Source organism: Fibrella arboris (assembly GCF_041321095.1).
GTDB lineage: Bacteria > Bacteroidota > Bacteroidia > Cytophagales > Spirosomataceae > Fibrella > Fibrella arboris.
This window is the reverse complement of sequence record NZ_JBGGWE010000006.1, coordinates 317,126-342,743: the sequence shown is the minus strand read 5'-3', so window position 1 is coordinate 342,743 and position 25,618 is coordinate 317,126. Positions and strand designations below refer to the sequence as shown.

The window sequence follows — 25,618 nt, the reverse complement described above, 5'->3', positions numbered from 1 at the left end:
CTGAGTGACGGCTAATGCGCGGTAAGCGACGGTGCCTTGGCTAGCTACAACCCAAACAGCGGCTATTGCATAGCCGAAAGCGGGCGACCACGATGGCGGTCCGGCGATCCGGTCGACCCAACAGATCAACGATATAGTGATAAGGCTACCGTTCCAGCTTGAAGCCGGGATCGACCGTGGGGCGGGTTGGGGCGTTGGCCACCTGCCAGGCCGTGACGTACATCCAGCGGGTCATGTTGGCCAGTTTCGCATAGTCGATCCGGGCAGGCTCGTCGCGGGGGGTGTGGTAGTCGGGGTGCAGGAGCGTGGTGAAGCAGATCGCAGGTACGTTGGCGCGGGCGTAAGGCAGGTGATCGGAGCGGAAATACCAGCCTTCGGGGTGGTCGGGGCGGTCCCAGAGCGTATCCAGTTTAAATTTCGCCGTTGCCTGATTCGCCGTCATGGCCTGATTGACCAGGTCTGTTGAGTTGCGGTGGGGCACCTGCGAACCCAGCAGGGCCGCGCTGTCGGGCGCGTTCCGCCCCATCATTTCACCGTTCAATACCGCCGCAATGGCTGATTTAGGAACGGTAGGGTGCTCAACAAAATAGCGTGAACCTAGCAAGCCCCGTTCCTCGGCTCCGTGAAAAACGATCAGTAACGACCGTTTCCCTGGTTTTTTGGCGAATGCCCGGCCAATAGCCAGCGCGGCGGCGCAACCCGTAGCGTTGTCATCGGCGCCATTATAGATGGAGTCGCCCGCTACTGCCCGACGAATACCGTCGTGGTCCTGATGGGTGCTGATCAAGACGTATTCATCTTTCAGCTTGGCGTCGGTGCCCGGTAGTTTGGCCACAATGTTCACCGATGGGTAGCTGAAACTTTCTACGTTCACCACGTTGGTAAACTGCTGGTTCGGCTGTTTGATCATGTCCAGTTTGCTGGCGGGTAACCAGAGTAGCGGCGCCTGCGCAAATACACGCGTGTTGGGGCCACCGGGAAGGTCGTAACGGCCCATCTCCATGGCGCTGCTCCACCAGTTGTAGATCGCGTCGGCCCGGGCATCAGACACAAAAATGGTGGCTACGGCGCCCGCTTTCACGAATTCGGCGGCGCGGCGATTCATTGTCGTCAGCATAAACCGACGAAAGCTGAGGTCGCCCGGCGGGGTGCCAGAAAACAGGATAGCTACGGCTTTGCCCTTCACGTCGACTTTCGCCATGTCTTCGGGAGTACCCGTGCCCACATACACCAGCGGCGCATCGACCGACGCAATAGCCGGGGCCAGCGCAATCACATCGGGGCCATAGGTCAGGGCTTTTCCGCCAACAACAAACCGGCTGGTTTCACTCACGCGGGTACGCTGGATGTGGAAAAACTGAAAGTACGTGCCATCGTCGCCGGCGGGTTGCAGGCCCATAGCCCGAAGTTGCTCGGCAATCCAGGCCGAGGCTTTCAACTCATTGAGCGACCCAGCCACACGTCCCTGAAAATGATCGTCGGCGAGTTTATACAGGTCGCGTTTCAGGTCTGCTTCGTTGATGGTCGCCCGATTATCGGCGGGCTGTTTCTGGGCAAAGGTGGTCGAGGCAAACAGCAGCAATAGCCACGCTACCCGGTTGATGAAGCGAATTCGGTTAGTCACGAAAGCAGTTGGTTAGATGAATAGCTAAAATAAGGCGAATCAGGCACATTATGTAGCGGGCTGGCGCGAGGATTTCCTCGCGCCAGGTGACGCTGGAAGCCTACAGGGCCTGTCGTAGCTGCTTCAAATCATTGATCGAGAATTTGAAGGCCAGCGTTAACATGCCGTAAACGGCCCCGCCGATGAGTATCTCAGCTATGGTGTTGATGATGCCTTCATAACCAACCAGGGCTTTATAGGCCATGATTGAGCCGACCATAAGCGCGCAGAACAGAACCGGTTGGGCCACATTACGAAGAAAAACGCCCATGAAATTACCGATCAGGTAGTGGACAATCGCGAAGTTGGCCAGCAGGTTGAACGCCGTGGCCAGCAGAAAGGCCGTGGCGGCTCCCGTAACGCCGTAGGTACGTCCCAGCCAATAGACCAGCGGAATCTTGATCAGCAGGGTAACCAGGTTCAGGTAAAACAGCAGATTGGGTTTACCCTTGGTGAAAGCCAGCGTAAACAGCGGGTGGCTGAGGCACATCATCATGCCGACGAATACAAAAATCTGAATCAGCCCAACAGTAGCGCCCCAGCCTGGTCCGTAGAAGAGGGGTACTACGCTATCGGCGGTGATGTATAGCCCGGCCAATAACGGGAAATTGCAATAGCTCAGCACGTCCAGAATTTTGAGATACGACCGCTTCAATTCGGCGTTGTTGTTCTGCATCCTGGCCAGCACCGGATAGGCTACCTGCAAAATAATGGGGTTCAGTTTGGTGATCGGGAAAATGGCCAGCTGGTAGGCCAGCGTATAGAGCCCCAGCATTTCGTTACCCAGAATGAAGCCGATGAACAGGTTGTCGTAATTCGACTGGACATAACCCAGAATACCGTCGCCCACGTTAAAAAGACCAAAACGCAGGTGCTCACCGATATCGCCGAATGAGAATCGCAGAACAGGTTTGAACAGCGGGCTGCCGAACACGATCTGTAGGGTGGTTTTGATCGCCTGCGTAATGAGCTGCCCCACCACCAGCGACAGTTCGTGGTACCCATTGACGGCCATCACCAGTGTGGTAGCTGTGCCAACGAACGTACCTGAAATTTCGATGAGCGCGATGGTGCGGAACCGCAGTTCCTTCTCCATCAGAAACAGGTAGATCTGCCCAAAGTAAACGATCAGAAAATAACAGGATGATAAGTGCAGTACCCGGTCGAGGCGGGGTTCCCCTTTAAAGGCAATAATGGCGGGGGTCGCCAACTGAATAATACCAAAAATCAGTACACCCAGCGTGATATTCAGGAGATAAAGCGTGGATAGCACCGAACGGTCGCTCTCCTGTTTGTAAATGATTGAATTGGAAAAGCCGAGATTCGTGAAGAGTTGGAAGAAAGTAAGAATCAGGTTGCTCAAAGCCACCAGCCCAAAGTCGCTGGGGGTGAGCAGGCGGGCCAGAACAACCATTTGGCCAAACTGGAAGACAGTAGAGATCACCGTAGCGATGGTGATCCACTTCCCCCCATTCATGGCCGCACTTTTTGTGTTCATCAGTTACTGATTATGAATAGATTATCTGGTGTGTACTTGCTGAGGAGCCGTTGGAGCCAACAACACGAAGCTGGGCGTTTCACCTATGGTGAGCGGTATACTACCATTGAGACTGGAAATCGTGCGTTTTGTCATGTCCTTATTAAACGCATTTGGTACATACAGATCGATCGTCTCTCCTTTGGGCACGGGCAGCGAGTAGGCCACTGTTCGGCCCCGTTCGTCAGGAACCATCAGCACATAAGCGGTCTGAGTGGTTCCGTCGGGTCGTTTGTCGACATACCGGTCAACAATGGGCTGGCCGGGATTTGTGCGCCGGTTCGTTTCACGAAATGTAAAAGTACCAATAAGCCGGTTTACCTGATAGAGGTAGTTGGCTGCCGGCTTCCGCGTTTTGTCGCCGTTGATAAGGCCCATGGAGCTAAACTGCGTGGGATCGGCTGGATTTTCATCGTACATCTGGTAAAAAAATACCCGATCGATGCCCCCCCGCAGATACAGCAGGGCCGTGCGAAGTGTCCAGTCGGCCTGGGTTTGCTCAACTGATTTCGGACCAATGGCGACCGCGTGGAATGGGCTGCCTTGGTTGGTGTCATACCCCGCCTCGGTAATCCAGACGGGCATATCGTGGCATAACTCGTGCGATAGCCGGACAAACGCGGCAGCCTGCTCGCCAACGCCCGCCAGCTCAGGGGCTGCGCCGCGGGTAGCCGCTTTTCCACTGCCCAGCTGCGACGTACCGGCGTCATTGGCATACAGGTGCTGGTTGATCACGTCCCAGCAGAGGTTCACCCGGCCGTCGGGAAGGTACCCCCGGAACTCGCGGCACCAGTCGACCATAGCCCGTACATAATCGGTGGTGCTGGCGGCTAGTCCGCCAATGACTACCGTAACCGTCGGATCGGCATTTTTCACCCCTGCGCCCGGCCCCAGTGTGTGTTTGTGCCCATCGTAGAAGGCCGACAGGTTAGCCGCATATTCGCGGGCCGATTGGTACCCTTGCCGACCTTTCCAGGTTTTGTCACGCTCATTCTCACACTCGATGTACCGGATCAGGCCCAGCCCGATCTTTTTCTGATTGGCTGGTGCCCACTGGTTATGCTGCGCTGTTACGCTAACCAGGTTGGGGTCGATTCGCTTGTTGTAGCCGTAGCGGGCCATGTACTGAAACGCCACCCGTGCCTGTTCGATGTACGAAGTGGGTTTCGACAGGTCACTGCCATACCGGACGGGATTGTTGCCATAATCGCGCTGATCGGCCGGATACAGGTTTTCGAGCCATTTCGGAATTGTTTTCAGGCAAGCCAGCACGTCGATATGTTCGGCTTTCAGGCGTTCGTACAGGGCGTCGTAATTCCAGGCCCCGCTGAGCGTGAGGTTATACGAGTACTGGCCAGGTTGCGCTTCAAGCTTTTCCCAGTCCAGATAATGCCGAACGGCCGCGAAACTGCGCATGGCGGGCATTCGGCTTTCATCGACCTCCCACGAGCGGGCCGCTTCTTCCAGGTTCCATTCAAACATATTCACGCCAACGGCCTGCCGAAAGGGCGTCTGACGTACCTGAAGCGCTTTTCTGACCGGTGCCGGGGGCGTATAGCTGCCATACAGTTCCAGTTCGGACGGGTAGGCGCCTGATGTATTGATCAGCAAAAAGCGAGCGCCTGAAATGGGGGTTTTCAACCGGAACGTACCTGGCTGCTGAGGGTCCGGGCCAACCCATTCCTGGTACTTATCGCCGATGAACCGGGCAATCGGAATGCGTTTCCAGTCGGCTGTAATGATCGATAGCGTCATCGGCTTATCGAGGTTCTGATCGGCGTAATCGTACAGTCGGATGCGGTCGATGGTCATCTGCTCGCCAGCGCGAAGCGGGTAATAGGCATCGTAATTGTCGAGCAGTTTATGCCAGCCTGTATTGACGTTCACGTCTGTCACGCCGTCGAAAAGGGCGTCTAACCCACTACTGGCATTCACTACCTGATACCACCGTTTCGCGTCGATTGGAATGCGGCCCGTTGTGTCGAAGGCACCGCTGTTCGTTGAAACTGCCAGTTGTGGCGGATGTGATACCGCGCTGTTTGGCCGGTTCAGGAACAGAAGCGTAATGCCAACTGCCGCCACCGAAACGAAAAAAAGAGGTTTCATTCTTAGTGTGCCAATGCTCCAGCATCGGTTATAATCAGCAACAGGACGACTTCCGAAACTGGAGCTTCGGAACGACAAAACCAGTATAGTACCAGTACGCAGTTACTGCACAAATACGTTGCCGTGGTAGCAAAACCTGTCTGGTCTATAGTGCTCTATACTGTCAGACAGAACGAAAAAATTGGTTCGGTTTGTTGATTTAGACCTAAATCCTGCAACTTCGTCACGCAACTCGCTCGTGCCAATAGCCTTATGACCACGCTACTAGTCGATACCCTGTCTGCTGTTCAGTGGGAACCATGGCCCGCCCCACTCGTGCCGCCTGGTATAGCCGTTTTTCGGTACCTGATTCGGGCAGATGATCAGCCGTGGCTATACGAACTGCTTCAGACAGAGGAAATTGACCGGGCTGCCCGTTTCCGGCAAGTGGCTGATCGGCAACGATTCATCGCTGGTCGTGGCTGGCTGCGAATGCTGGCTGGCCAGCTGAGCCGTCAGTCCCCTCAACAGGTTCGTTTTAGCGTTGGTCCGTCGGGCAAGCCTTCCTTGGTGCTGGCCGACGGCTCGGTTCATCACTGGCATATCAACGTGTCGCACTCGGGCGATTGGGTACTGCTGGCGGTTGGGTCTGTCCCGGTAGGTGTCGATGTGGAATGGATAAGGCCAAACTGGCCTTTTCAGGATCTGGTCGAAACGAGTTTCAACGCCCACGACCAGGCCCAGCTCGCGGCCAGCCCTACCCCCCGCGACCTGTTCTACACCCTGTGGACGCGAAAAGAAAGTTTGTTTAAAGCAACCGGAAAAGGATTAACAAATGACTTTATGAGCATTTCGGCGTCAAAAGGGGTACATCAGGTTGTAACGGGCCTGCCAGAAGGGTCGGGTACGTGGTCGATACGAAGTTTTACGGTTGCCCATGCCTACGTTGGGGCTGTAGCCTGCCACTGTCCGGTTGTTTCGGCTCGTTTTTTTACACTTGATAAACCCGCGTTGGGTTGTCAGGCCTCCTTGTTTGGTCATCAGTAAACAGGAGGATTCACCGTATGATCATTGGCATTGAAGCCCAGCGGTTGCTGCGGCCCCACAAACACGGAATGGACATTGTAGCCCTGGAAACCATCCGGGCGCTGGCTGCTCACCGTGACCACGAGTTTGTTGTTTTTGCCAAACCCGATACCGACCGTGCCAGCCTCTCCCATTCGCCTAATCTGCGGATAGTCGAGCTCAGCGGCGGGCCGTATCCGGTCTGGGAGCAATGGGCTTTACCAAAAGCAATTCGGCAGGCAGGCGTCGATGTGGTGCATTGCACGGCCAATACTGCCCCACTTCGGGCGTCGGTGCCCGTCGTGCTGACCTTGCACGACATTATCTTTCTCGAAAAGACCATCGTTGGCGGAACGGCTTACCAACGCTTTGGCAACGTTTATCGCCGGTGGAACGTACCTAAGGTGGTGCAAACAGCCGACCGCATCCTGACCGTTTCGCATTACGAGCGGCAACGAATCATCGATCACCTGCGGGTAGCGCCCGAGCGGGTGACAACCGTGCATAACGCCGTTAGCCCGCAGTTCCGCCTGATCGATGACGCCAATGCCCTGGCCGGCGTGCGGGCGCGTTTTACCCTGCCAGAGGCCTTCCTCTTTTTTCTGGGCAATGCTGATCCTAAAAAGAATGTACCCAATGTGTTGCGGGCGCTGTGGTTGCTAAAACAACGCGGCCAGCTCACGCTGCCACTGGTGATGGCCAACGTGTCGGCTGGGTACGTTGATAAGGTGCTGGCCGAAACCGGTACAATGGCGCTAAAGCCAGACATCATCTTATGTGGCTATATCCCCAACACGCTCTTGCCAACGGTCTATAATCTGGCTACCGTGTTTCTCTGCCCGTCGCTGCGCGAAAGTTTCGGCCTGCCCATTCTGGAGTCGATGGCCTGCGGAACACCCGTGCTGACGGCCAGTACGTCGGCCATGCCGGAAGTAGCTGGCGACGCTGCCCTGCTGGCCGACCCAGCCTCGCCCGAAGCGATGGCCGATCAACTGGCCCGGTTACTGACCGATACGGACCTGTGCCTTAGCCTACGGCAGCGGGGCCTCGAACGGGCCGCCTTATTTTCGTGGGCCAATACGGCCAAACAATTGCTGGGTATCTATGCAGGCGTTTCGTAACGGCTGGATATTATGATTCAACAACTATTGCTCAAATCGCTCTACGTCGTTGCGGCATTGCGCTACCCTCGCTACCGGCCCGACCTGCGGTACTTCGTGCGGGATAATTACTTTGCCCGCCTGAGTCAACTCCGCTTTTGGAAAGCCGATTTCGTGTCGAAAAAACCGTATAAGGTGGTCGAGTTCTACGGCGAATTTGACCAGGAAGTGCGCTACGCCATGCCGTTTGCCTACTGGCATCACCTGAACGGCACTCTGAAACAGACTATCTCGGCAAAGAACACCCGTCCGTTCTATTTCTTCAGTCCCGATCACGTCGAGAAGCACGAAAAGCGCGTTTGGGAGGCAGGGTACGGTAATTACAGCATACCAAATATGACTCACGCCCCTACCTACGATTTCTCGAAATGGGCGCGGGTGCCGTTCAAGCAGCACTACAAAAACGAGCTGTTTGTGTACGATAAACCACTGCTGGTCATTGCCAATAAGTACAACATTGAGTGGGACAAACCACCCATCAACTTCCTGGATATTCCGGCCCTCGATCGCTTGATCAATGGCTTAAAAAGCCGGTATCAGATCGTCTACAACCGCCCGCTGGGAGGTCAGATCGTGCTCGACAACAGCGAGATCATGGACCTGGGGGAGCATGCCTGGCTACAAAAAACACACCCTGACGTGTTGCTGATGAACGACCTGTTTGATACCTATCACGATCGGGTAGCTAATTTCAACCACCTGCAACTACTGGTCTACGCCAACTGCGACCGCTTCATCTCGATGCATGGGGGAACGGCGGCGCTGGCCAGTTGCTTTGGAGGTATCAACGCGCTGCTGTCGCACCCCGGCGGTGGCTTTGAGCACGACTTCGACGAGTATACAAATCTATTCCCGGCTTTGTCGGGCGCTACGATCCTTCACGCCAAAAACCGCGACGAGTTGTTCAGATACGTGGAAATAAATTATTAGGTTACTGTTTGCTGTTTACCGTTTTCTGTTGCGCTGCCTGTAGAACGCGACAGTGATTAGCAGCGCAACAGCAAACAGCAAACAGAAGACATTTTAACTGATTTATGGTTATTGCAAAAATCACGTCGGGGCTGGGTAACCAACTGTTTCAGTATGCGCTGGGGCGGCATCTGGCGTTGCAGAATAACACGTCGCTCTGGTTTGATTTACGCTATTTCCACCAGGAATACGAGACCGATACGCCCCGAAAATTCAAGCTCGACCGCTTCAAGGTATCGTATAACCTGCTCGATAAGTCGCCCTGGCTGTATGCGTCGAAGGTAACCCGGCTACTGCCCAACCGATCGTTACGCCCCTTGATCGAGACCCGCTACGAAACCGAGTTTCATTTCGAACCCCGCATGACTCGCCCTGCGGCCCCACTGACAATCCTGTGGGGTTTCTGGCAATCGGAGCGGTATTTTGAAGCCAGTACAGCCCAGATTCGACAAGAGTTGACCTTTCAGCGGGAGGAAGGCAATACGTTTCGGTCGTACAAGCGTCAGATCGAGGAGGCTGACATTCCCATTTCAGTACACATCCGTCGGGGCGATTACGTCACGCATCCCGAGTTCAGCCAGTCATTCGGTTTTCTGGGGCTCAACTATTACCAGACGGCTATAACGTACCTGACCAGCCGACTCCCGAACGCCACGCTGTTCTTCTTCAGCGACGATCCCGACTGGGTACGGGCCAACCTACAGACTGAGCACCCCAACGTACTGGTAGCCAATGCCGGCCCCGATGCCGATGTGGATGATTTGCAGTTGATGAGCCTGTGCCATCACCATATCATTGCCAATAGCTCGTTCAGCTGGTGGGGCGCCTGGCTCGACCCGCGCCCCGATAAAATCGTGATTGCCCCCCAACGCTGGTTTGCCAATAAACCCTGGGACACCAAAGATTTGGTGCCCGCGTCGTGGTTGCGGATGTGAAGCAGACGCGTTAACGTACCTGCTGCATCTCGGGCTGATGACGGACGGTAAGCTGAAACACGTCATGGCGGGAATAGTGACCAACGCAGTCGAAATCCAGTTTGCTTTTAACCAGTTCTGAAAAGTCCAGCTCGGCCGTTAAGAGCCCTTCCTGATCCCAGAGCGGTCCGGCCAGTACCTCACCCATCGGCGACATAATCACGCTGCCACCCCGGCTCATCACGTCGGGCTCATCGATGAGGTGGGCCTGGTAGCGTTCGGGATAGTCGGCTTTGGTCACGTATTGGTTGCTGGCCAGCACAAAGCATCGTCCTTCCAGGGCAATGTGCTGCATGGTCGACTGCCAGGAAGGGCGGGCATCAGCGGTGGGGGCCAGGTAAATTTCCACACCTTTCTGATACATGGCCATTCTGGCCAGTGGCATGTAGTTTTCCCAGCAGATTAGCCCGCCAATCTTGCCTATCTCAGTGTTGAAACTAACCAGTGTGCTGCCATCACTTTCGCCCCAGATGTACCGTTCGAGGCCTGTTGGCTTGAGCTTGCGGTGTTTTCCAAGCAGTTGTCCGTCTTTTCCGAAGTAAAGCAGAGTACAATGAAGTGAACCGCCGGTTGGCTCTCGTTCTGTGACACCCAAGGCCACCAGTATGCCTGCCTGCCGAACGGCCTCGCTGAGCCTGGCCAGTTGGGGCGAGCCAACATCAAGGCTATTGGTCCAGTAGTCGAGCCACATAGCCCGACCCTGATCTGACCGACGGCCAACGACGGCGTCGAATCGAAGGCCGCGGGGATAGCAGGGAATGAACGCTTCGGGAAACAGCAGCAGTTCGCAACCCGCTGCGGCGCCTTTGGCAATCCAGGCCAGTACAATGTCAATGCTTTTCTCCAGATCGAACAGGGCGGGCGTGGCCTGCACAACCCCTACGTTAACGCGTTTCATAAGGCTTTCCCTGATCAATAAGCGTAGCAAAAACCGCCTCGAACTCGTTCGCCCGGTGCGCCCATGAGTTGGCGCGGGCCATGTCGACGCGCGCCTGAACACGGTCGGGGGCGTTGTCGGTGAGGGCGTGGCGGAGGGCGCTGGCGAAAGTTCCGGGCGTATCGGCCATCGCAACAATCCCCGAGAAGTCATCGAGAATCGAGAAGGGCGTTGACACGACCGGCAGACCACCCGCCAGATATTCGTTGATTTTCAGGGGGTAGATCGTGTATGTATGCGCGTTGCATACGAACGGGATCATCGTGGCCGACAGCCCGGCGAGCAGCGGCGGCAGGGTAGCGGGCTGCTGCGGCGGCGTGAACACAACATTGGGGAACGTACCCAGCCGTTGCCGGATGGCGGGCTCCTTTATTTCGCCGATGAACTGGAATGTCACGTCGGGCATTGTCTGAACGCAATACTCAACAAGATCGATGTCCACCCGGTCGTCGGCGGTGCCGAGGTAACCTACAACGGGGCGTTGGGTGGTGTTCGCCTTCTGCGATGAATTGGTGGCAATCAGGGAACGTACCTGGTTGAAGAGGGGAAAGTCAACCCCGTTTTTTACGCAAAACGTACGTGGCTGAATGGTTGCTTTGGCCTGGCGCAATGCTTCTGATGTCGTTATCACCGCATCGACCCGGCGCATATACTGGGGTTCGTAGCGGCCACCGTGTTTGCTCATCCATTTGGCAATGGTGATCTCGTCGAAGCAGTAGTAAAGGGTGCCTGCTTCGTTCAGTTTGCCCAGCATGGCTTGTCCCAAAACGGGGTGCATGCCATTGATAACCAGTGGTCTTTTAAAGCCTAGTTCAGTCATGGCCCGCCGTAGCCCGGCTATTAACCGGTTGGCGTTGACCGCCAGTAACGGGTCGTGTAGGGCAGGGGGCAGGAAATTGATCGGCACCATCACGGGCGGCTGCCAGACATGAACCACGCTGCCTTCTTTGCCTGCTTTGGTAGTCAATGGGGTATCGAGCCGCATGATCGACCGCACAGGTACGTCTTTCTGTCTGCCCAACGCGCCCATGATCAGATCTTTTGCCGTATGCTGATAATCGACATACAGCACCCGGTGCCGCACCGATAGCTCGCACATGAGTTGAACCACGGCTTTCTGAAAATCGCCTGCCCAGGTTGTCTGGCCTACACAAATGATACTATCGAATGGGGGCATAAATACGTTTACTGTTTTCTGTTTACCGTTTTCTGTTGCGCTGCGAATCACTGTTGCGTTCCACAGGCAGCGCAACAGAAAACGGTAAACAGAAAACAGTAAACTACTTTTTCTTCTCCCACCGGTCGGCTGAGGCGAAGAGCATGGAGTTGATATACAGCAGGGTACTGGTTGGAAACTGGCCCAGGATTGGGTTTGAGTAACTAACCACGCAGATGCCGATAAATTCGCAAAGCAGCACGAGCATGAGTGTGATCAACCACGGGTCTTTCAGTTGCCAGAGCTTCCAGATGCCCGTCAGAATGATACCGGCCAGCACAAACAGGTAAACACTGAGCCCCACGATCCCCGTTTCGATCCAGAGCTGTACGTACCAGCTATCGGGCGGAATCTGGGCGGCCCAGTGCCAGGGCGTAAACCGGACCCCTGCCCCCGATGAGCTACCGATGCCCGTTCCAAACGGTAGATCGGCCAGGTAAGCCTTCAGCCGATTCTGGTTTTCGAGGCGAACCAGAAACGATTCATCTTTGGTTGGATGCAGCGCCGTGCGGATGCGGTAAATCTGGTAAACGCTGTCGCCAATGTTTGTGAAGTAAAGGATGGCCATCAGCGGAATACCCACAATGGCGCTGTAGACAACGGGCATCAACTTGCGCTGGAGTACCAGAAACGCGCCGAAGCCACCCACCAGCACAAAGAGCGCCGACCGGGTGCCAGACACGGCGAAGCCCCAGAAAATGACCAGCGTAAGGCCCCAATAAAAAAACCGGTAGAACCAGTTTTTTTCGGCCATGAACAGAATGAGGCAAACCAGGGTAACGCCAGCCATCTCGGCTCCGAACTGCCCGGCATCGGAATAGAACGAGAAACTGCGTAGTTGGCCCCATAAGATGTGGGTACGTGCCCCGCCCGCTGCCAGCCAGTTCAGCTCGGCCTGTTCAAGGTCGCGGAGGCCAATGGCATGCCCATACTGCTGTTTGAACCCCCATACGGCCGCCAGAACAGACCAGACAATCCAGGTTTTGATCAACAGCCACACATCGTTTTTAGTGATGGGGTTTACCAGCACAATCAGGGCCAGGAACGACCAGCTCAGCGAAAACGAACGGGCGTGGTAAAACCAGGCCGGTGGATAGGGCGAATCAGGGTTGAAATATTCCAGGATGGTGTAGAATAGCCAGAGAAGCACCAGAAAGAAGGCTGGATTTTTCAGTCGACTCCACTCCATCCGACGGGCATTGAGCAACGTACCCGCAAACGTGAGCACCAGCAGCCCATCAAGGCCAAGGCCCACCTGAACGTCGCTATCCAGGAAACGGGCCATACCAATCATGAAGCTGAAGTTGGCGTACAGATAGACGCCAATCTTCGGCTCTAGTAAGATGCCCAGCAGCGCGGCAATGCCAATGGGCAGGCCTACGACCATCAACCCGCCTGTAACGCCAAATTTGGCCAGCAGATACCCCGCCATCAGCGCCAATAAGATACCTGCCCCGCCGTAGATCCACGGGTTGTATCGCCATCGGCTGGTTCGTATGGAGAGTTGATCAAGCAAAAAAATAGTCAGTTTACTGTTTTCAGTTTACTGTCTTCTGTTGCGCTGCTAATCACTGTCGCGTTCTACAGGCAGCGCAACAGAAGACAGTAAACTCTTTCACACCGCAGAAGCCGTGCCATGTCGGAAATTCCAGAAAGTTGCTTTCAGGAAAGCGCTGGCGTGTTCGAAGCGGCCTTTAAGTACATACGAAGCTACGTGTTTGGGCAGTACAGCAACGGCAAAAAAGCCATAAAAAATCCATCGCTGCGCCAGCGAGCCATGTCGACGGATAAACAGGATGCGGTTGCGGGTCAGGTAATAGGTGCGAAGGGTGCTTTCGCGACCCACCGACGCCGACTCCTTGTGCCAGATGGTAGCCGTGGGCTGGTACCGGATCAGGAAACCCGCATTACGAATACGCTGCGACCAGTCGAGTTCTTCGTAATACAGGAAAAAGCGATCGGCGAAGCGGCCAACCCGGTTCACCACCGCCCGGCTAACGAGCATCGCACAGCCGTGGGCAAACGGCGACGTACCTGGCCGGTCATACTGCGGGCCGTCGGGCTGGTTGAAACCAACGAGGTGCGCCGTGCCGGTAAACATGTTCATGGGCCCATAGCCCGCAAACTGCACCAGGTTGGGCGCGTCGAAGAAACGGATCTTCGGACAAACAACACCTACCTGCGGATTTTCCAGAAACGGCTTGATCAGCTCGGTCAGCAGGGTGGGCTCCAGCTCGGTGTCGTTGTTGACGATAAAGAAATAGTCTCCCTTCGCCGCGTCGATGCCAAGGTTATTACCGCCCGTGAAGCCCAGGTTCTGCTCGCTCCTGATCAGTTTGACAAACGGATATTGAGCCAGATCGAGCTGCGTATTGAGCGCGGGCGATGAGGCATTGTCAACGACGATCACCTCAAACGCCGGGTACGTCAATGTCCGGGCCGAGTCCAGAAAAAGCCGGGTCATGTCGGCCTGGTTGTAATTGATCGTGACCAGCGAAATCAGCGGAACGGCCGGGTTCATGCGTTATGGGGCGTATGCATAAACGATTTGAACGCCTTCCGCATATTGAGCAACGCCCGTCCGAAACTGATCATCAGCGTAAACACTACGCCCAGATCACGAATCGACAGGCGTTTCCAGAGATAGGCGGGTATCGACAAGGCCATGCTCAGGAACAGCGCCAGCAACAGCACCGCCGAAAGAAGCAGGGTAGGTACGTTGCCGATAAGCAGACAGGCCAGCGTGGTGATCAGCAGAATTCCCAGTAGCAGAACTTTCGGCAACGCCATTTCCTGCACCAGTTTGATACCGCTGAGCCATTGCCCCGCCAGCAGATTACGCATACCGGGTTTGAAATAGTCGGCTACAAACTGCCATTGCGCGGCGATCCAGCGGGTACGTTGATGCTCGAAAACGGCTCGTTTGGCCACTTTTTCGTCGTACACATACGCTTTTTCGAGGTAGCCGATCTTGTGATTGTCCACCGCCAGTTTCATGGCCAGTTCTTTATCGAAGCCGCCAATCGTGGTCAGGTTGTCCATGGCTGCTTTCATCAGGCCCAGATCGACAGCCATGCCCGAGCCGATGATCGTGGCCGAAACGCCAGCCGCCCGGTAGCCCTTGCGGGTAATGTGGTTGTTGATCTCTTCACTGACAGCATCGAGCACGGCCACGCGGGTGTTGGTGTTCTTGGCCACCCGGTGCCCCTGAATGGCTTTCCAACCCTGCACAAAGGCCGCGTTGACCCGGCTCAGGAAATCAGGGGCGAGGTGGTTGTCGGCGTCGGCAACCACCACCATGTCATAGTCAGTGGTCGACAACGTACCCAGCGCGGCATTGAGGGCTTTGGTCACGGTCGATACCTCGAAGGAGACAGGCAGCACCCGGACAGGCAACCGGGCCAGCGCATCGAGCGTGTGTTGCTGGAAGGAATCGGCAATAACGATGAGGTCGTAGTGGCTGTCGGGGTAATCCTGCTGCAGATTGGCCCGTACGGATTCCAGAATGACGGCATCTTCTTTATAGGCTGGCACCAGCACCGCGATGCGCCGCTTCGGTTGCTCGGCCGTGGGTAGTACATCGTCGGCGCGACCCAGCCGGCCCAGCATGGCGTAAAAAAAGTAGTGTAGTGTGTTGAGCGCCAGAAAACCGAAAAAGAGGCTAATCAATAGCCAGAGAACCGTTTGCATGAGAATAAACCAACGAGCCGGCAAAACAGGCCTCGCTGGTTTGGATGTTCAGCTATTTAGACGCGAAAAAGGCCGTTCAGTAACACCAGCTTATCCGGCTCCTGAATGACCTACTGTTCCTGCGACCGCTTTTTGCCATACCGGATCATTTCGCCGTAGCCCATGCCCATTGAAAAGCCAGTGATCGCCTGGGCAATCCGTTTCGCTTTGGTCTGAGGCGTTTTGGCGCTCTCGATCCAGTTGGTGTAATACCGCTGATGCCCCGGTGCCAGCGAATCGAAGAAATCCTGCGCGGCCGGGTCGTCGGCCAGGCATTCCAGCAGGTCGGCCGATTGGGTGAAGGGCTCGTCATCGGCTTCGATTGTCACCTGCACTGATGCGCCTTCTTCCTTGCGAATAGCCCGGCGCATGGTGGCGTTCACGACCAGGATAAACAGACCGTCGCCCATCGGAAGTAGCGCAATCTGCCGGATCGGATGGGCATCGAGCAGGCCCTTCACCCGGAACGAGGTGCGCTGGCCGGGTTTGAGCGTTTCCGTTAAGCTGGGAGGCACCTCGATGTAGGTCCAGCCCGTTTTTTCGCCGTTCTGGCCGAATTTCAGCAAGGTTGTTTTAAACGAGACAGACATAGCAGGCTTCGCAGGTGAACAGACTCAGCGCTGCAAAATAAACCAAAAAGGCTGAGCCGCGAACACGACCGCTGCGGTTTAGCCCCCCGGTGAGCCGTCGGCCGTGGGTATCGCACAGATTCCGTTAGTCTACCTCTGTCATCGATCGCCAGATCGACTTGGCGGCTGATTGCAGAAAGCCGGGTCCTTCAGATTTTCCTTCGTTGAATTCGAAGATGTATCCGTCGGGATCGGAGACAAACAGCGACGATTTTCCGCCTGTCTGCAGGTTCTGCCGGGTAGCAGCCACACCCCGCTGGCGAAGCTGTTGTTCTGTTTTCCGTAGCGAGCTAACCGATAGCGCTATGTTCATGCCCGCTGATCGGTTGGCATCCGGGCGACCTTCAACGAGCCGAATCTGCTGGCCGCTGCCGACATCAAACCAGGCCTGCGAGCTGGATATGCTACCAGGCACTGCCACTGGTTTCAGGCCAAGTATGTTGGTATAAAAAGGCGTACTGACCGTCAGTGATCTCACCGGCAGCACCACATGGCCATATCGTTGAATGCCCAGCCGCTCCTGACCGGCCGCCATGAGCGAAACCAGCATTAGTAAGGCCGTCAATCGTTGTTTCATGCGTTGACTTGTTTCGTTGAGCAAGTTAGCGGTTAGGCAGGTACGTTGTCGATACCAACATCCTGCAAGTAACAGATGCCTACTGCGTACACACCCGTTGCATCATAACGACTTAAAAATGCTTTTAATCAACGATATGCCCAACAAATTGAGCCGTATTGTCAATGACAGCACCGCCCCTGCGGAAGCCTAGCCCGCACGCTTCACCGGAAAAAAAGACGCCCGCCTGGTACCGGTTGCCGGCTGCATCCTGCGGAAAATCAATGTATTGCTGGTAAATCGTGTCCTGGCCACCGTAGTCACCATCAACGGTTTGTGTGGCCTGTCCGGTGGCGTCGAACATACGAATATTGGCCCCTTCGCGCCCGAAAATGACTTTCTCGACCGACGGTTTGCCGGCTAGCGGTTCACTATCCGTTTCGAGCAAAAGCGGGTTGTCGGGAAACAACTCCCAGAGAATCTTCAGCATGTATTTCGACTGGAACAGCAGCGCGTAGGCCGGATTCAGAATCACTACTTTGCGCTCCCTGACCAGTTGCGTCAGGATCGTGGCCAGTTCGGGTTCGTCATGGCCGATGAATTCCCAGGGTATCAGTTTGAACCAGAAATCGTACCGCGTGAACGTCCCGTCTTCAAAACGATAAATCCCTTCGGTAGCCGAAAACTCGACTTCATCGATATAGGCGAAGGCCACGTCGAACCCGGCTTCGCGGGCGGCTTCGCCCAACAGGGCCACGTTGGCATCGTCTTCGGGCGAGTCGCGCATAGCCGAGAGTAAGATCGTTGGCGTGAGGTCGTCGTTTTGCGCCTTGATTTCTTCAAATTGGGCCACCAGCGCTTCAAAAACGGCATTTACCTGCTGACTTTCGTCGAGGCCGTTGGCTTTTAAATGGGCGTATTGCACCACCGCCGTCTCGGGCAGGCAGGTAGCTGTATCGGCGTTGAACTCGATCAGTTTGATGGGTGCCTTGTCGATGCCGCCCGCCAGATCGAAGCGGCCGTAGAGCAGAATATTCCGGTCATCGTCCCAGGAGTGGCGGATAAGCTCGACCAGATTGGCGGGGATGCCCAGCTCAGTAAACCGATCCTGATCAATCACGTGCTGACCAGCCTCAACCAGCATTTCGAAGAGTCGATTGGCGGCTTCGGCATAGCCCATGGCCTGCTGCACGTTGAGTTGAACAACCTCATTGGTGAGGTAAGGCAGCGTATCGGTGCCTAGCATCCAGTCCCAGCCAATCTGCCGCAACTGCGCATCGGGCGATTGGGGGAGGGGTTTGAGAGAAATCATCTGAAAAGAGTTTAAATTTTGTCCTCTGTCCTCAGTCCTCTGTTGCGCTGCTTCTCAGCCAGTATGGTGATGCAGCAGCGCAACAGAGGACTGAAGACAGAGGACAAAAAACGATTACCCCGAAAAGCCCCGACCGCCGAAACCACGGCTGAAGAATCCGCTTCGCCCACCCGATGGGCGACTGGTTACGACCCGTGAGGAGGTAATGGTTCGGCCCAACTGCTGCGAACGGTTATATGTAGTTGGGTTTGTGTAAAAGCCTGAACTATAGCGCTGCTCGTTGTAGCGAGGTGCCGTGCTTCGACCCAGCATATAACCCATGCCACCCCAAAGCAGCGCATTGGCCAGGCCATTCGAGTGATGCTGCCCATACGCCGACGGATTATGAAAATACTGGCTCGTCGACGGGTCGTTCTGCACCAGTTTCCGGGCGGCTTCTACGCTCAGCGTGTCGGAGTGACCGTCTTTATACTTCACGATCGCGCCCGACTGGCTGGGTTCAGCTTCGGTCTCGTCGGTAATTTTGAATTCGCCGGGAGCCGTTTCGGTAATGACCGAGCGAACGCCTTTTTTGAAGGTAACGGTCTCTTCGGCAGGGCCATCACCATAGCTCCCCCCCGCTTCGTCGGACCGGTTGTTGCCGCAGCTTTGCAGCAGCACCGAACCATTGAGCAGAGCAATGGTAAGCGTGGTGCCCAGGGTTATGTCTTTTACACGCCGCAACAGCGTGCCTTGTCTGATTGTCGTCATAGGAGTAAAGGGCCTGTCTGAGTATACTAAACTACAAGCTGCCGGTACTGGTTGCAATTGCTTTCGGGCAGGCGGTCCGGGGGCTGGGCAAACGTTAGTTACACTGGTTGAGTGGGTGGTATCGCGGAACATACCTGATCAGTTGATCAATTCTTGCACATACGTCTGTACGGCTGTCGATACCCGCTGTTTGACCTGTGGCCAGGTTGTATTCTGTAAATCGATTGGGTTTTCCTGTTCTTCCGCATCATCAAAATAGACCAGCGAACGCACCACCTGACCAGAATTACTTTGAGGATATTTCTGCCTGTAAAATGCGATCATATCAGCGATCGTGAAGCGACTAAGCAGTCGGTCAATATCCCAGAAATCTTTTTTTGCACCACGACCCGCTACTGCCCCTAGTTTCATCGCTATTACGTCTGGTAATGAAGCCAACCGAATGCCATCAATCAAGTCGACGGGTTCTATGTAAATATAGTTATGACGGATCAGGTCCACTTTAACGCCGTCAATAATGCATAGCAGGGTTTGTTTACGGGCTTCAAGTTCATGCGCTTCGCTGAACCGTTCACGAATAGCATCCTTTACTGCCAACAAATCGAATGATTCTGGTGTGAATAAATCCAAATCGACAGAAACGCGGTGCCCTAGCCGTAAGGATAGATTTGTTCCGCCAACTAACGCAAAATCGGCTAGCTCAGGAATAGCCAGGAGACGATTTAGTAAGTCCAGGGTAGGTTTTGCGACTGTCTCCGTGTGTAGCATGTGAAGTCTTGGGGTGACAAATCGAACACGACGCATAAAAAATTGAGTACGTCTTTCTTAAGATAGGCCGCCTTTACAATTTCACAGCAAAACCGGTCAGCACCATAAAAACGAACCATACCAATGAAGTCAGCCCAGGTGCCGTAGTTGGCCACCTTTTCCATGACGAACAAAGGTCGTTTCTCAAAGTCAATCCTGTCGAAATCGACATCCCAAAAAGCTGTTGCCGAGATGGGGGGACGGTCATGTGCTGTCATCGCCTTATACTGATTACCTGCTAATGTATGAATTTCTGTCATCCCGACGTGAGGAGGGATCGTGGCGTTCCTGTTAAAAGTGCCAAGCACTATCAGAAAGAACGCCACGATCCCTCCTCACGTCGGGATGACAGAAAAACGCTTACCCCGCCAGTTCCATAGCCAGGAACTTGCCGGTGTGGCTGCCTTTGACTTGGGCTACTTTTTCGGGGGTGCCTTCGGCGATGATGGTGCCGCCTTTGTTACCGCCTTCGGGACCGAGGTCGATCACGTGGTCAGAGACTTTGATCACGTCGAGGTTGTGTTCGATCACCAGCACCGTATTGCCTTTGTCGACAACGAATTTAAAGATAATAAACTGATTTTCAGGATTTAAATTAACGATATACAAATTGAATCCGATAGAAAGTATACAAGGTTGGGGGTTTTTACGTAATTTCGAGTAATTCTATAGAATAAATATATTTTATTAGAGTAGACTAACTCTTTAGTCGCGAAGTTTACCACAATAAAAATTACCCTAATTCTGAGTTACAAGCTCAACTGTTTATAAACAGAAAAAAATTCCTGAAAAATGCTACCGTTTTTGCTGGCGGGTTCATCGTATTAGGCTGTGAGAAGCAACTAGTCTCCGACCTGATGCCTGATGATAGTGGCGAAGCACTCTCTGTAGAAGAGGCCGAAAAATGGTTTCAAAGTACGTACCTAAAAGGACCAGCAGGTGCTCGGCTTGCAGGGGACACAGGGGGCCATAAGCGAATTGCTCAATGGGAAAAGGCTGTTAAACACAAACAATCGGGTAAACGGGAGTTTGTTTGGGCGCCTATTGCTTATGAAGATGAAAAGAGACCGGTTTTATTAGATTGGGACGAGAAAACAGAATATAAGGTGGAACTGGCAAAATACTTTGCTAAGCCGCTTGTGGAAGGCGTAGTGGTTGTCAAAGAAAAAGGAGTTACCAATGCCTTTTTAGTGCAAATCGCTTATGACCCCGTTGCGCTACAGATGAAAGGCTCTGTAACTCGTGAGAACTTTTCTGGATGGTTAGTAAGAGCCGATTGGAACGACCGCTTTATTGACGGAATCAAATTTGAGGAAGGCAAGAGTGGCGAGTACTATGTTGATAGCAAAATTGATGTGAAGGGTGGCCGTAGGGTTTACCAAATGATAACCGTAAAATACCAAACTGTAACAGGTTCTTCATGTGGCCCTAATTGCACGGAAGTTACAGTAACAGAGCATACTGATACACAGTGGATATGGATTCCAGATGGTGGTGTATCTGGTGGCGGTGGAGGTGGAGGGCCTGTCAATACTGGCCCTTACTACGATCCTAGCTTTGGTGGAGGTGGGGTAAATGGCGGTACTTCAGCACCTACCTCATTTCACATGACTACAGCGTTGAGCAACCGATTTAGTAATGATCGAAGGGTATTTAGTCAAGCAATAAAAGACGCGGTAAATGCAACAGGTTTAGCCGCTTCAATGGCTGGATTTACTGTGGATAAAGCCCAAGCTATAGCTGGAGCTATCGGAGCAGAACTCAGGGGACTAAGCCCCGTTGTCAGTATAATGGGAAAATCATGCGCTGTTTTGAGCTTGGCAACCAGTGCAGGGGCATTATATATGGGAGTGGCAGACGACGGCTTTACATGGGACGATGATGGGTGGAATGCAGTACAGACAGGACTTGGCGTTATAGGTGTTGGCTTAATTATTGCTGGTGCCGCTCCCGTATTCGCCGTAGCTGTAGGCGCGGTGTCGATTGGTATAGCTGTTGGAACGACGATTCAGGCGATGGAATAACAGCCAATAATTTTCTACCAATAACCCAAAATGAAAAATGAGATTTATCCTTTTAGCAATCAGAGATTTTGTTATCGTCAACTTTCGTCAACGAGGATACTCGGAAGACCAAGTGTACTCGAACGCAAAACAAGGATTGGTGGCCTGGTTCTCTGGCTGGTATATGTCATTGGTTGTTGGTGTCGCTGTTATGTCACATAAATTAGGCTTCAAACCTGTCTTCGACCATAGCTTTCTGGCAGTATTGCTTGGAGGATTACTGCTGCTTACTCCCTACGTGCTGTTTATGTGGCCACTTGCTGATAAGATTATGCAGTTTCCTGAACTTGTTAATGAGACAATATCTCGTAAACAATCAGTCTGGATTAGCTGGGTCGTATTCTTGGTTGGCATTTTAATGATCGGCATTGTACCAACCGTCCTTGAGGCACTTGTACCTGCTATGTCGCCGAGATAGGTACGTTCGCTGGAAGCCTGAATGTAAAAAGCCTGTCAAGAGGGTTCAAAGTTATTGAACCCTCTTGACAGGCTTTTTACGGACTGAAGTCCGTGTTACCCCGCAAGTTCCATTGCCAGGAACTTGCCGGTGTAGCTTCCTTTGGTTTTGGCAACTTTTTCGGGGGTGCCTTCGGCGATGATGGTGCCGCCTTTGTTACCGCCTTCGGGACCGAGGTCAATCACGTGGTCAGAGACTTTGATCACGTCGAGGTTGTGCTCGATCACCAGCACCGTGTTGCCTTTGTCGACGAGCTTTTGCAACACACCGAGGAGCAGGGCAATGTCCTGGAAGTGGAGGCCCGTGGTAGGTTCGTCCAGGATATACATCGTCTTGCCCGTATCCTTCTTCGACAGTTCTTCGGCCAGCTTCACCCGTTGGGCTTCCCCGCCCGAAAGGGTCGTGGCGTGTTGGCCGAGCGTGATATAGCCGAGGCCTACGTCGTTGAGGGTCTGTACTTTGCGCAGGATTTTTGGGTGGCTCTGGAAGAACTCCAGGGCCTGCTCAACGGTCATGTCGAGCACGTCGGCGATGGATTTGCCTTTGAACCGTACCTCCAGCGTTTCGCGGTTGAAGCGTTTGCCTTTGCAGGTTTCGCAGGGTACGTGTACGTCGGGCAGGAACTCCATTTCGATCTTCTTCATGCCCGCGCCTTCGCAGTCTTCGCAGCGTCCGCCTTTCACGTTGAACGAGAAACGTCCCGGTTTATAGCCCCGGATTTTGGCTTCCGACAGCTCGGCAAACAACGTGCGGATCTCCGAGAACATACCCGTATAGGTAGCCGGATTCGAGCGCGGGGTACGGCCAATCGGTGACTGATCCACCTCGATCACTTTATCCAGAAACTCCAGCCCCTCCACGCTCTTATGTGGCATCGGCTCGCGCTTCGACTTGTAGAAATGCCGGTTCAGCACCGGAAACAGCGTGTCGTGAATGAGCGACGATTTACCACTACCCGACACGCCCGTAATGCTGATCATGCGACCCAGCGGCAGTTTCAACGTGGCGTTCTTCAGGTTATTACCCGTTGCGCCTTTGATGATCAGGAATTTGCCGCTGCCTTTGCGCCGTTCAGCAGGTACGTTGATGTTGGTCCGGCCGCTCAGGTAATTGGCCGTGGTACCACCTTTCTGAATGAACTCGCTGGGCGTTCCGTAGCTGACCACCTGCCCGCCATGCCGACCCGCGCCGGGACCGATGTCGAGAATATAGTCCGACTCGAGCATCATGTCTTTGTCATGCTCAACGACCAGTACGGTGTTGCCCAGATCGCGCAGGTTTTTCAGTGACTCGATGAGTTTTACGTTGTCGCGCTGGTGGAGGCCAATGCTTGGCTCATCCATAATGTACAGCACGCCAACGAGTTGCGTACCGATCTGCGTAGCCAGCCGGATGCGTTGCGCTTCGCCGCCCGACAGTGTTTTCAGCGAGCGGTTCAGCGTCAGGTAATCCAGGCCAATGTCGACCAGGAAGCCGATACGCTTGCGAATTTCTTTCAGAATCTCTTTGGCAATCGTGTTCTGCCGGTCGGTCATGCGGCTCTCCACGTCAACGAACCACTCGGCCAGCTCGGCAATGTCCATGTTAGCCAGTTCGGAGATGTTCTTCTCGGCGACCCGGAAATATTGCGACTCTTTTTTCAGACGGGCCCCGTTACACTCCGGGCAGGTGTTGACCACCAGAAAATCGCGCAGCCATTCCTGAATCTTCTCAGAACCCGTTTCCTGCTGCCGTTTCAGGAAGTTGACAATGCCCTCGAACTTGAAATTGTAGTAATCTTCCCCCGGATGTTTTTTCGACGGAACCGCCGCTTCCTCCTCCGTACCGTGCATCAGTACGTGCAGCAACTCGGGTGGGTATTTGCTGACCGGGGTGGTCAGGTTCATCTTGTATTTTTTCAGGATGACCTCCACTTCCTTGAAAAACCACAGTTCGCGGTATTCGCCCAGTGGTGCAATGGCTCCCCGGCTAATGCTCAGCGACTTGTCTGGAATAACGGATTCTTCGGTGATCTCTTCCACCACACCAAGGCCCTGACAAACGGGGCACCAGCCGTAGGGCGAGTTGAACGAAAAGGAGTTGGGCGATGGCTCGTCATAACTGATGCCCGACTCGGGGTCCATCAGGTTTTGCGAGAAGTAGTGCAGCTTATCCTGATAATCGAGCACCTGGATGGCGCCTTTCCCCTGCTTCAACGCCGTAGCTACTGACTGGCTCAATCGGAACCGGTCTTCTGCCGTTGGAATCAGGCGGTCGATCACAATCTCAATGTCGTGGACCTTATACCGGTCGACCTGCATTTTGGGCACAATATCCTGCACCGCGCCGTCGACCCGCACTTTGGTGTAGCCGAGCTTGGCGATCTGCACAAACAGCTCGCGGTAGTGCCCTTTCCGGCCGCGCACCACCGGAGCCAGCAGGGTCGTTTTCTTGTTGGCGTACTGATCCAGCAACGTATCCACGATCTGGTCCTGCGATTGCCGAACCATCTTCCGGCCCGTCACATACGAATACGCTTCACCCGCACGGGCGTAGAGCAGCCGCAGAAAGTCGAAGATTTCGGTAGTGGTGCCCACCGTTGAGCGGGGGTTTTTCGACGTCGTTTTCTGCTCGATGGAAATCACCGGGCTCAGGCCGTTGATCTTGTCGACGTCGGGCCGTTCCATATCGCCCAGAAACGAGCGGGCATAGGCCGAAAAGCTTTCCATATAGCGCCGCTGTCCTTCGGCGTAGATGGTATCAAACGCCAGCGACGATTTGCCCGATCCGCTGATGCCCGTTACGACAACCAGCTTGTTTCGGGGAATGGAAACGTCGATGTTTTTGAGGTTATGTTCGCGGGCGCCGAGCACGTCGATCTGCTCATAGCCGGTTAATTGTACGTCGGTAAGCGACGAGCGATCAGAGGGGATCGATGGCTCGGCTACTGGCGTAGTATGGGTCGTTTGTTGTTCCTGCGTCACGTGTTGCTCATTGGCCCAAAGCAATAGGGCTATTCCTAAGATCAACACCCAATCGGAAAGGGGAGTTTCCGGCGAATTTTATTTGTACCGGGTTAATCCTGGTGCGCGCCGCCGTAGGTCCGTTCGCCGGCCTTGATCGCTACGGCCAGGCGGTTGGCGGCTGGTGGAATCGGGCAGGCATAGCCCGATTTATAAGCGCAATACGGATTATACGCTTTGTTGAAATCGAGCACGAGCGTTCCGTTCTGAATCTGGCCGGTCCGAAGGTCGAGATACCGCCCGCCGCCATAGGTCTCCTGCCCGGTGGTTGCATCGGTAAACGGCAGAAAGAGGTAATCGCGATACATGGGGTTGTTTGCCAGGCCCAGGCTCCTGTACACCGTTAACCGGCAGGGTTTACCGTTGATGGTAAACGATAGGGTAGCATACGGCGCTTCGCTAGCGGTTCTGTTGGCCATCGACGTAGGAAAATCGACCGGGGCAGAGCCGGGCGTACGCGTTACGGTAGCTGTGACCCGATAAGCGGAATCGGCCGGGTAAAAACGAAGTAACGATACCGCTTCCTGCGATGGCAGCGGGCTGCTTTTCGTGCTCAGAAACTCAGCCTTATAGTGCTCGCGATGGTCCTCAATCTGCTGATCGAACGCCGTTTGGGCCATACCCGGCAAGCTAAGCAGAGCAAAAAGAAAGAGGAAATGGAAGCGCATAGGTACGTTGTCAGTTTTTAAGCAATACACTACAACAGA

Annotated in this window: 22 protein-coding genes and 1 pseudogene; 6 read left to right on the top strand and 17 right to left on the bottom strand. The window is 54.3% G+C overall.

Features of this window, described 5'->3' with window-relative positions:
* Nucleotides 1-145 precede the first annotated feature (145 nt).
* The 3 genes from ACAW75_RS13515 to ACAW75_RS13505 all read right to left on the bottom strand — a co-directional run bounded on the left by ACAW75_RS13515 (nucleotide 146) and on the right by ACAW75_RS13505 (nucleotide 5,306).
* Nucleotides 146-1,624 (bottom strand): M28 family peptidase, encoded by a 1,479-nt coding sequence (locus ACAW75_RS13515; protein WP_370729256.1) that lies wholly within the window; start codon nucleotides 1,622-1,624, stop codon nucleotides 146-148.
* Between the two features lie 100 nt (nucleotides 1,625-1,724).
* Nucleotides 1,725-3,161: an MOP flippase family protein gene (locus ACAW75_RS13510; protein WP_370729255.1), complete on the bottom strand. Its 1,437-nt coding sequence runs from the start codon at nucleotides 3,159-3,161 to the stop codon at nucleotides 1,725-1,727.
* Between the two features lie 21 nt (nucleotides 3,162-3,182).
* Complete coding sequence (locus tag ACAW75_RS13505; protein WP_370729254.1) at nucleotides 3,183-5,306, bottom strand: hypothetical protein; 2,124 nt, start codon at nucleotides 5,304-5,306, stop codon at nucleotides 3,183-3,185.
* A 252-nt stretch (nucleotides 5,307-5,558) separates the two neighbouring features.
* Between ACAW75_RS13505 and ACAW75_RS13500 the strand changes: the two genes are divergently transcribed.
* The 4 genes from ACAW75_RS13500 to ACAW75_RS13485 all read left to right on the top strand — a co-directional run bounded on the left by ACAW75_RS13500 (nucleotide 5,559) and on the right by ACAW75_RS13485 (nucleotide 9,414).
* A complete protein-coding gene (locus ACAW75_RS13500) occupies nucleotides 5,559-6,332 on the top strand; it encodes a 4'-phosphopantetheinyl transferase family protein (RefSeq protein ID WP_370729253.1) in 774 nt (257 codons plus the stop codon).
* A 17-nt stretch (nucleotides 6,333-6,349) separates the two neighbouring features.
* On the top strand, nucleotides 6,350-7,471 hold the full coding sequence (locus ACAW75_RS13495; protein ID WP_370729252.1) for a glycosyltransferase family 4 protein: 1,122 nt from the start codon (nucleotides 6,350-6,352) through the stop codon (nucleotides 7,469-7,471).
* 12 nt (nucleotides 7,472-7,483) lie between these two features.
* Nucleotides 7,484-8,440: a hypothetical protein gene (locus ACAW75_RS13490; protein ID WP_370729251.1), complete on the top strand. Its 957-nt coding sequence runs from the start codon at nucleotides 7,484-7,486 to the stop codon at nucleotides 8,438-8,440.
* 104 nt (nucleotides 8,441-8,544) lie between these two features.
* Nucleotides 8,545-9,414 carry an alpha-1,2-fucosyltransferase gene (locus ACAW75_RS13485; RefSeq protein WP_370729250.1) on the top strand — a complete coding sequence of 290 codons (870 nt, stop codon included), beginning with the start codon at nucleotides 8,545-8,547 and terminating at the stop codon, nucleotides 9,412-9,414.
* Nucleotides 9,415-9,424: 10 nt separating this feature from the next.
* Here the strand turns inward: ACAW75_RS13485 and ACAW75_RS13480 are convergent, their stop codons facing one another.
* From ACAW75_RS13480 to ACAW75_RS13425, 12 genes and pseudogenes are all read right to left on the bottom strand, one after another.
* Nucleotides 9,425-10,351: a carbon-nitrogen hydrolase family protein gene (locus ACAW75_RS13480; protein ID WP_370729249.1), complete on the bottom strand. Its 927-nt coding sequence runs from the start codon at nucleotides 10,349-10,351 to the stop codon at nucleotides 9,425-9,427.
* A complete protein-coding gene (locus tag ACAW75_RS13475) occupies nucleotides 10,338-11,567 on the bottom strand; it encodes a glycosyltransferase (RefSeq protein ID WP_370729248.1) in 1,230 nt (409 codons plus the stop codon). Before ACAW75_RS13475 ends, ACAW75_RS13480 begins: the two co-directional genes overlap by 14 nt.
* Nucleotides 11,568-11,670: 103 nt before the next feature.
* Nucleotides 11,671-13,122, bottom strand: a complete 1,452-nt coding sequence (locus tag ACAW75_RS13470; protein ID WP_370729247.1) for an O-antigen ligase family protein — start codon at nucleotides 13,120-13,122, stop codon at nucleotides 11,671-11,673.
* Nucleotides 13,123-13,221: 99 nt separating this feature from the next.
* A complete protein-coding gene (locus tag ACAW75_RS13465) occupies nucleotides 13,222-14,127 on the bottom strand; it encodes a glycosyltransferase family 2 protein (protein WP_370729246.1) in 906 nt (301 codons plus the stop codon).
* Nucleotides 14,124-15,296, bottom strand: coding sequence for a glycosyltransferase family 2 protein (locus tag ACAW75_RS13460; protein ID WP_370729245.1), 1,173 nt, complete (start codon nucleotides 15,294-15,296; stop codon nucleotides 14,124-14,126). The genes ACAW75_RS13465 and ACAW75_RS13460 overlap by 4 nt, the downstream gene beginning before the upstream one ends.
* Nucleotides 15,297-15,406: 110 nt before the next feature.
* Nucleotides 15,407-15,925, bottom strand: a complete 519-nt coding sequence (locus ACAW75_RS13455) for a YdeI/OmpD-associated family protein (protein WP_370729244.1) — start codon at nucleotides 15,923-15,925, stop codon at nucleotides 15,407-15,409.
* Nucleotides 15,926-16,049: 124 nt separating this feature from the next.
* Nucleotides 16,050-16,541 (bottom strand): VOC family protein, encoded by a 492-nt coding sequence (locus ACAW75_RS13450; RefSeq protein WP_370729243.1) that lies wholly within the window; start codon nucleotides 16,539-16,541, stop codon nucleotides 16,050-16,052.
* Nucleotides 16,542-16,665: 124 nt separating this feature from the next.
* Nucleotides 16,666-17,832 carry a glutathionylspermidine synthase family protein gene (locus ACAW75_RS13445; protein WP_370729242.1) on the bottom strand — a complete coding sequence of 389 codons (1,167 nt, stop codon included), beginning with the start codon at nucleotides 17,830-17,832 and terminating at the stop codon, nucleotides 16,666-16,668.
* A 114-nt stretch (nucleotides 17,833-17,946) separates the two neighbouring features.
* Nucleotides 17,947-18,582 carry a Cj0371 family chemotaxis-regulating polar lipoprotein gene (locus ACAW75_RS13440; protein WP_370729241.1) on the bottom strand — a complete coding sequence of 212 codons (636 nt, stop codon included), beginning with the start codon at nucleotides 18,580-18,582 and terminating at the stop codon, nucleotides 17,947-17,949.
* Between the two features lie 138 nt (nucleotides 18,583-18,720).
* Nucleotides 18,721-19,350, bottom strand: coding sequence for a nucleotidyl transferase AbiEii/AbiGii toxin family protein (locus ACAW75_RS13435; protein WP_370729240.1), 630 nt, complete (start codon nucleotides 19,348-19,350; stop codon nucleotides 18,721-18,723).
* Nucleotides 19,305-19,649 carry a DUF6922 domain-containing protein gene (locus ACAW75_RS13430; RefSeq protein ID WP_370729239.1) on the bottom strand — a complete coding sequence of 115 codons (345 nt, stop codon included), beginning with the start codon at nucleotides 19,647-19,649 and terminating at the stop codon, nucleotides 19,305-19,307. The genes ACAW75_RS13435 and ACAW75_RS13430 overlap by 46 nt, the downstream gene beginning before the upstream one ends.
* 100 nt (nucleotides 19,650-19,749) lie before the next feature.
* A pseudogene (locus tag ACAW75_RS13425) lies at nucleotides 19,750-19,947 on the bottom strand (hypothetical protein); the annotation flags it as partial.
* 299 nt (nucleotides 19,948-20,246) lie between these two features.
* On the opposite strand from ACAW75_RS13425, the gene ACAW75_RS13420 reads away from it, so the two are divergent.
* A complete protein-coding gene (locus tag ACAW75_RS13420) occupies nucleotides 20,247-21,413 on the top strand; it encodes a hypothetical protein (protein WP_370729238.1) in 1,167 nt (388 codons plus the stop codon).
* Nucleotides 21,414-21,450: 37 nt separating this feature from the next.
* Nucleotides 21,451-21,870 (top strand): hypothetical protein, encoded by a 420-nt coding sequence (locus tag ACAW75_RS13415; protein ID WP_370729237.1) that lies wholly within the window; start codon nucleotides 21,451-21,453, stop codon nucleotides 21,868-21,870.
* 95 nt (nucleotides 21,871-21,965) lie between these two features.
* On the opposite strand, the gene uvrA is transcribed toward ACAW75_RS13415, so the two are convergent.
* Both uvrA and ACAW75_RS13405 read right to left on the bottom strand, forming a co-directional pair.
* Nucleotides 21,966-24,821: an excinuclease ABC subunit UvrA gene (gene uvrA, locus ACAW75_RS13410; RefSeq protein WP_370729295.1), complete on the bottom strand. Its 2,856-nt coding sequence runs from the start codon at nucleotides 24,819-24,821 to the stop codon at nucleotides 21,966-21,968.
* A 143-nt stretch (nucleotides 24,822-24,964) separates the two neighbouring features.
* Nucleotides 24,965-25,579, bottom strand: a complete 615-nt coding sequence (locus ACAW75_RS13405) for a DUF1684 domain-containing protein (protein WP_370729236.1) — start codon at nucleotides 25,577-25,579, stop codon at nucleotides 24,965-24,967.
* Between the last annotated feature and the right edge of the window lie 39 nt (nucleotides 25,580-25,618).